5 protein-coding genes, 1 tRNA gene and 1 pseudogene are annotated in these 6,255 nt (G+C 70.4%); all 7 read right to left on the bottom strand.

Annotated features, from left to right (window positions below):
• Nucleotides 1-117 precede the first annotated feature (117 nt).
• Entirely contained in the window at nt 118-1,038 is a 921-nt protein-coding gene (locus tag FL311_RS40090) for a DUF2785 domain-containing protein (protein WP_141332912.1), read from the bottom strand.
• 214 nt (nt 1,039-1,252) lie between these two features.
• Entirely contained in the window at nt 1,253-1,858 is a 606-nt protein-coding gene (locus FL311_RS40095; RefSeq protein ID WP_141332913.1) for a phospholipid-binding protein MlaC, read from the bottom strand.
• Nucleotides 1,859-1,911: 53 nt separating this feature from the next.
• Entirely contained in the window at nt 1,912-3,684 is a 1,773-nt protein-coding gene (locus tag FL311_RS40100; protein ID WP_194869573.1) for a TolC family protein, read from the bottom strand.
• A 382-nt stretch (nt 3,685-4,066) separates the two neighbouring features.
• Nucleotides 4,067-4,139: transfer RNA gene (locus tag FL311_RS40105), tRNA-Ala, on the bottom strand.
• A gap of 54 nt (nt 4,140-4,193) precedes the next feature.
• Nucleotides 4,194-4,595: a hypothetical protein gene (locus tag FL311_RS40110; protein WP_194869574.1), complete on the bottom strand. Its 402-nt coding sequence runs from the start codon at nt 4,593-4,595 to the stop codon at nt 4,194-4,196.
• 56 nt (nt 4,596-4,651) lie between these two features.
• Nucleotides 4,652-6,028, bottom strand: coding sequence for an RsmB/NOP family class I SAM-dependent RNA methyltransferase (locus FL311_RS40115; protein ID WP_223749009.1), 1,377 nt, complete (start codon nt 6,026-6,028; stop codon nt 4,652-4,654).
• An 18-nt stretch (nt 6,029-6,046) separates the two neighbouring features.
• A pseudogene (locus FL311_RS44540) lies at nt 6,047-6,255 on the bottom strand (response regulator); the annotation flags it as partial.

Raw genomic sequence — 6,255 nt, forward strand, 5'->3', positions numbered from 1 at the left:
CCTGCGCCCCTGCCCGCCCATCGGCAAGCCCTGGAGCTTCACCCGAGAAGGGGCCCGAGAACTCCTCATCCGCGGGCCCGAGCGCACGAGCCCCCTGGGGCATCGACTCGTGGGGCATCACGGCAACGTCTTCAACGCCGCGAGGATACCCGGCCGCAGCTTCACGACGCCGGGGTCCTCGCTACGGTCGGCTTCGAGATAGAGCACCCGCAGGAACGCGCCCAGGTCGTGACGTCGCGCCAGCCAGCCTTCGTCCTTCCACGCGAGCGCGGGAGCCCCCAGCGCCGCGGGCAAGGTGGTGAACCAGGCCGTCCAGGCCGCCTCGTCGTGCAGGTTCCTCTTCGCGATGAACAGCAGCGGACGCGCCAGGCGCTCGGGCTCACCGAAGACATAGGCGTGGCCCGAGGCCGGCACGGCCTGCGCGGCGACCGCGTCACGCAACCGCTCTAGCTGCGCCCGCTCAAGGGCGGGGTTCATCGCCAGTTGCATCGCCCAGTCAGCGCCGTGCGCGACCCCATGGCGCCAGCCGACCTTCTTGTCGAACCCGCGATAGTCATCGACGGACACCAGGTAGGCCGCCGCGCGCTCGACCATCGCCGCGCGTTCCTCCACGCGCATCCACGGCGCGACGCGGTCCGTGCGAGCGACCTCCGACAGCACCAGCGCCACGAACGGCCTCGTCACCCCCTGCTTGTCCGCCGTCGTGAGCATCACCAGCAGGCGGTCCCGCAGCGCGCGCAACGCATCAGGCCCGAGCGCGCTCGCTCGCAGCAGCGCCTGGAGGCCCTCGTAGCCCAGTCCGTCACGCAGCGCGGGGTCAGGGGAGGCAAGGCAGGCGACGAGCGTCGCCACCAACCGCTCACGACGAGCCTCCTCCGGAACGACAAAGCCCGCGCGCTTCCATTCCTGCAGGGTGTCGCGCCCCCCTGCGCCGGCCGCGCACGCGGCCCACGCCTCGCCATACGCACCGAGGAGTACGAGGACGAAAAGCACACGCCACTCGATACCCTTCCCCCACTGCCTCGCGCACTGCCACATTCGCCCGTCTCCTTTTGGGTGTTCGACCAGGGGCCCACTCTAGGCGAATCCAGTCGCCGCCCCGACCAGGGTCCGCTTCGCGGAGAGACGGGGAGATGGAACAGGGGCCATCGGGTCAGCGGCCCCACGACTCCCACGCTGAGCGCACAACGACAAAGGCCGAGGCTCGCCGCTGGCGGGCCCCGGCCTGGTGCCGAAGAGTTGCGCTGTCAGCTCACTTCGAGGGAGCCGCGGAGCCGCCGGTGCCCTTGGCGGACTGGGCCGCGTTCTCCTTCTCCAGCTGAGCCCGCTTGGTCTTCAGCGTGGAGAGCAGGCCGTCGAACCCCTTGGTGCTCAGCAGCTTCTGGAACTGGCCCTTGTACGTGTCCACGAGGGACACCTCGTCGGTGACGACGTCGTAGATGCGCCAGTCGTTCTTCACCTTGTAGAGGCGGTAGTCGACGGGGATCTGGTCCTTCTTGAGGGTGAGCGTCGTGTTGACGGTGGCCTCGGAGTCCTTGATGGTCTCCTTGCCGTACTTCACGTCCGCCTGCGCCTGCCCGATGGCCTTCTGGGCGTAGGACGCACGCAAGAGGCCCGTCATCGTCTCGGAGAAGTCCTTGCGCTGGGCGGGCGTGAGCGAGTCCCACGTCTTGTCACCCAGGGCGCGCCTGGCGAGCTCCTGGAAGTCGACGAACTTCTCGACGACGCTGGCGAGCGACTCGACGGTGGCGCCGGGAGCGTTGGCGGCCTTCTGGACATCCGCGTTCCCGGACTTGACGACGGTGAGGGGCGTGGGCGCCGCGGCCAGCAGGGTTGCGGCGAGCAGGGAAGCAATCATGGTTTTCGGCTCCGTGCAGAAGGTCGGTACAGCGGACAGGCGCGTGGCCCTGATTATTCACGCAGGGCCGGGGGCGTCCCCGTGACACGAGAGAGGGCCGCCATTCCCAACCGGACGTCGAACCAGCTCTTCGCCCGGTCGCCTGTAACCTGCGCATAGGCGGTGAAGGCGTCCACCAGGTCTCTCGTCTCCCCGGTGCCCAGGTCGAAGGCGGCGAAGGCGGACGTCACCCAGCGACGGGCGCTCTTCTCCGCGTCCGTGAAGGCCTTGGCCTTGGCCCACGCGGCCACCAGCTCGCCGTGGACCTTGGTCACCTCCAGGCGGATGGCGGCGTGGATCTGCTTCTCCTGGGCGCGCAGCTTGTCGAGCTCCGCGCGCGCCTGGTCCAGCTGCGCGTCCTTGATGGGGATGTCGAACGTCCCCCGCATCACCAGGCCGACGCCCGCGGTGCGGTCGTTATACGGGTCATACGCGAAGGGGCTGCGCTGCCGCGTCGCGCTGGTCGTGAAGCGCAAGTCGTAGAAGCCCGCGAGGCCGAAGTCCGGGAAGTAGCTCCGCTCGCGAATCAACACTTCGGACTCTCGCGCGACGATGCCGGCGGCGACCGCGGTGAGCTCGGGGCGGTACTGCTCGGCCAGCTCCAGCGCGCGCGCCAGCGAGGGAGGTTGAACCTCGTCCTCGAGCGGCAGGTCCTCCTCGACGACGGCGACCTCCTCGCCCGGCGGCGCGTTGGCGAGCAGGCCGATGGCTGTCATCGCGAGCGCGCGCCCCTGGATGACGTCCGCCTTGCGCGCCTCCACCACCTGCCGGAAGAAGCGGACCTTGTACGTGTCCACCTGGGACACCTGCGGCGACTCCTCTTTCAGGAGCGCGGCGATCTTCTCGGCGGCGTCCTCCAGGCGCTTGGACACCTCCTCCATCTGCTGGAGACCCGCGCGCGCCAGCTGGTAGCTGTAGTACGCCTGCGCGGCCTGGAAGCCGACCTCGTCCCGCACGCGCTCACGCAGCGCCGCGCCGAGGATGGGCCCCTGGGCCCCGGCCTTCTCCAGCGCGGACAGCTTGCCGAAGGTGTAGATGGGCAACACCGCGTTGCCGTTGGAGAACACCGTCACGCCCACCTTGCCGAAGTCGAGGTCTCCCTCGAGCGAGGCCTTGGTGGTGGGCGGGCCGCCGAGGCCGTCGTTGCGCGCCTCCGGGATGGGGCCGCCCATGCCCACGGTGATTTCGAACTTGGGGAACCAGGCCCACCGCGACTGCTTGTAGAGCGCCTCGAACTTGCGCAGCTCCGCGGAGGCCTCCTCCACCCGCAGGTCCGAGGTGCGCGCGCGCTCCACCAGCTGCGCCAGCGTCAGCGGACCGGCCTTCCGCGGAGCCTGCGCGTCGGGCGCGTTGGCGACACCCTGCTTCACCTGCTGGGCCTCTCGCGCGGGCTCCTTCATCGGAGCCGGAGACACCGTCCGTCCACCGAAGGGCGTCGACGCCGAGTCCACCGACTCGGGAGCAATGGTCGGAGGCGCCGGAGGAAGGGTGCCGCCACCGGCGCCCGTCGTCGGCGCGGGCGTCTGCGGCCCCGAGACACCGGGCGCCGCGGAGCCAGTCCCCGGAGTCGGTGTCGCCGTGCCCGTGCCCGTGCCCGAGGTCGTCGTAGTCCCAGACGCGCCACCCGTGGTGCCCGTGCCAGAGGTGCCGGACGTCGTGCCCGTCCCCGTCGTCCCTGGCGTCGAACCGCCACCCTGCCCCGCTGAGCCCGGTGTGAACTGCGCGGCCGACATCCCGGCCGCGAGCACCAGCGCCACTGTCACGCCTCGATCCAGGTGTCTGCGCATCACTCGGCCTCGTGCGGGCCCCATATCCGAGAACCCGGCGACGGCGCAGCATCTTCGTTCGCCGACGCACAGTCATTGACCAACTTCGTTCGCTGTCGAGAGTCGTTCGTCACCACGCGCCCCTGTCCCGCACCACGCCGTCGCACGAACAGATGCGTGATGACGCGAAACGCAGCGGCGATTTCTCAGGGACTCCGAAGCAGCGAGCCGACGCGAGCCACCTGGCCCGGTGACACCCGCGGTGGCTCGGGAACGAGGGGCCCGCGGATCCGCGTCGCGCCACGAGACGCCATCGCGCGCGGACCGTCGCTCTGCCCGGCGACACTCATCGGAAAAGAAAAAGGCCCGCCGGGTTTCCCAGGCGGGCCTTCCTACTTCAGAGTGGAGCTAACCGGGATCGAACCGGTGACCTCTTGAATGCCATTCAAGCGCTCTCCCAGCTGAGCTATAGCCCCGTCTTTGCTACCGGCCGCCTGGGGGAGCGGCCCGACGTCGAAAGTGGGTGCCTTCTACCGCCTCTTGCTCCCAGGGCCAAGAACTGTTTGCGGCTTCGGTGCGTTTTTTCCAACCTTCAACCGCTCAGCGACTTCTTCCCCTTCCCGGAGGATGTCCGTCAGCTCGCGCGCGTGCGCCTCGGCCGCCTGCTCGGCGGCCTCGATGGCCTTGAGCGCGGACGCGAAGCCGGCCGGCAGCTCCAGCCTGCCCTTCTGGATCTGCCGGTAGACGATCTCGCCGAGTTCCTTGAAGGCGCGCTCCTTCTGGTCCTTCAGCACCGTGGCCTTGGCGTTCGCCCGGGCCAGGTCCGAGTTGCGCTCCACCGCCTCGCGCAGCTGCGCCAGTCGGGCCTGAGCCGCCTGGAAGGCCTCGTTGATCTGCTTCACCACCTCGGACTGCTTCGGGTCGGCCGGCACGTCGGTGACACCCCTTGAAGGACCTACGCTGGCGTAGCGTGTGGCCTCGTGGACTGTCAACCCTGCCCGGTCCGCCGGAGCCGCGCCGCGAAGAAGCCGCCCCCGGGCACGCGAGGAGGCAGCGCCTTGAGGTACGGCCCCTGGGCCGCGAGCGCCGCCCGTTCCGCTCCGAGCACGTCCGCCACCGGCTCCAGCGTGAACTCCGGGTGCTTCGCGAGGAAGCCCTCGACGACGGCCTCGTCCTCGTCCGGCAGCACCGAGCACGTGGCGTAGACCACCAGCGCCCCGTGCTTCGCCTGACGACTCACCTCGTCGAGCAGCTCCGACTGGGTCGTCTGGTACTTGGCGATCTCCGCCGCGTTCAGCTTCCACTTCTGATCCGGCTCGCGCGCCAGCGAGCCCGTCCCGCTGCACGGCGCGTCGATGAGCAGCACGTCCGCCTCCGACAGCGGCAGCGGATGGGGGAAGGCCACCTGCCTCAAGGAGAAGTGGCGCACGCGCTCCCGGGCCTCGGCCAGCCGGCGACGGGAGCGATCTCCCGCGAGCACCTTCCCCGTGGGACCGACGAAGTCCGCCAGCGCCAGCGTCTTGCCGCCCGCGCCCGCGCAGACATCCGCCACGGTGAGCCCCTGCAGCGAGCCGCCCACCGGACGACACACCTCTGAGATGAGCTGGCTGCCCACGTCCTGGACTTGAAGACGCCCGGTCTTCATCACCCGCGTCTCGAAGATGCGGTGGCTCGCGTCCACCACCCGCACCGCGTCCGGCGCCGCGAGCACCGCCTCCGCGGCGACGCCCTCCTCCTGGAGCGCGGCCAGCACCGCGTCGCGAGTCCCCGGCGGCCGCACCCGGAAGTGCAGCCCGGGCTCCTCGTCGAGTGAGGACAACAGCCCCTCCAGCACCGACTCCGGATAGGCCTGCGCCAGCTTCTGCACCAGCCAGTTGGGGAACGAGTAGCGCACCGCCAGCCGCTCCGCGTGGGTGTCCGGCAGCGGCGCCTCCGGCAGCGGGGACTCCACCACCTTCTGGAGCACCTCGTCCTTGAGGGTGCGCGGCCTCACCGGCCCGGGGAGCCGGACCTCCGGGCCGATGCGCGTCCAGCCCTCACCACAGAAGATGCGCCGCCACAGCGCGTAGCGCACCAGCGCCTGGTCCTCCGTGAGCACCAGCTTTCCCGGAGGATGCCCCAACAGCTTCGCCGCCAGGTCCAGCAGGCGCTGATGCCGGGACAGCTCGCGCACCACGAGCGCGGCGAACCGGCGCTCCTGGCCTCCGAGCCCATCCGCGTCGCGCAGCGCATTGGCGAGCGCGGCCTTCAAGGGTTCGCCGCGCAACACCGCGATGTGCGCCTCGAGCGCCGCCGTCGCGCCCCGCCGTGAGGGACGACCGAGCCGCGCCGCCTCCAGCGGATGTGTGGGCCAGACAGTGTCCACGGATGCCAACCTGCCCTTTCAACCGTCCAGGCCGAGCGTGATGACCAGGCACCCGGTGGCGGTACGCACCTCGGGAGAGTCCTCCGCGCCCACGAAGAATGACGCCGGGGCCACGAAGCGCGTCCCCTCGACGTCCAGCTCGCCCTCGAGCAGCAGCGCCGCCTCGCGTCCCCTCGGCCGCGCCGCCCAGGCCCACTGGCCGCCCGCCACCAGCCGCACCCAGATGG

This window comes from Myxococcus sp. AB025B, from assembly GCF_006518215.1.
GTDB classification, from domain to species: Bacteria; Myxococcota; Myxococcia; order Myxococcales; family Myxococcaceae; genus Myxococcus; species Myxococcus fulvus.

Bases quoted from the DNA above. Each gene is read 5' to 3' on its own strand.
- FL311_RS40100 (WP_194869573.1), bottom strand. From the start codon at position 3,684: ATGCGCAGACACCTGGATCGAGGCGTGACAGTGGCGCTGGTGCTCGCG.
- FL311_RS40095 (WP_141332913.1), bottom strand. From the start codon at position 1,858: ATGATTGCTTCCCTGCTCGCCGCAACCCTGCTGGCCGCGGCGCCCACG.
- FL311_RS40090 (WP_141332912.1), bottom strand. From the start codon at position 1,038: ATGTGGCAGTGCGCGAGGCAGTGGGGGAAGGGTATCGAGTGGCGTGTG.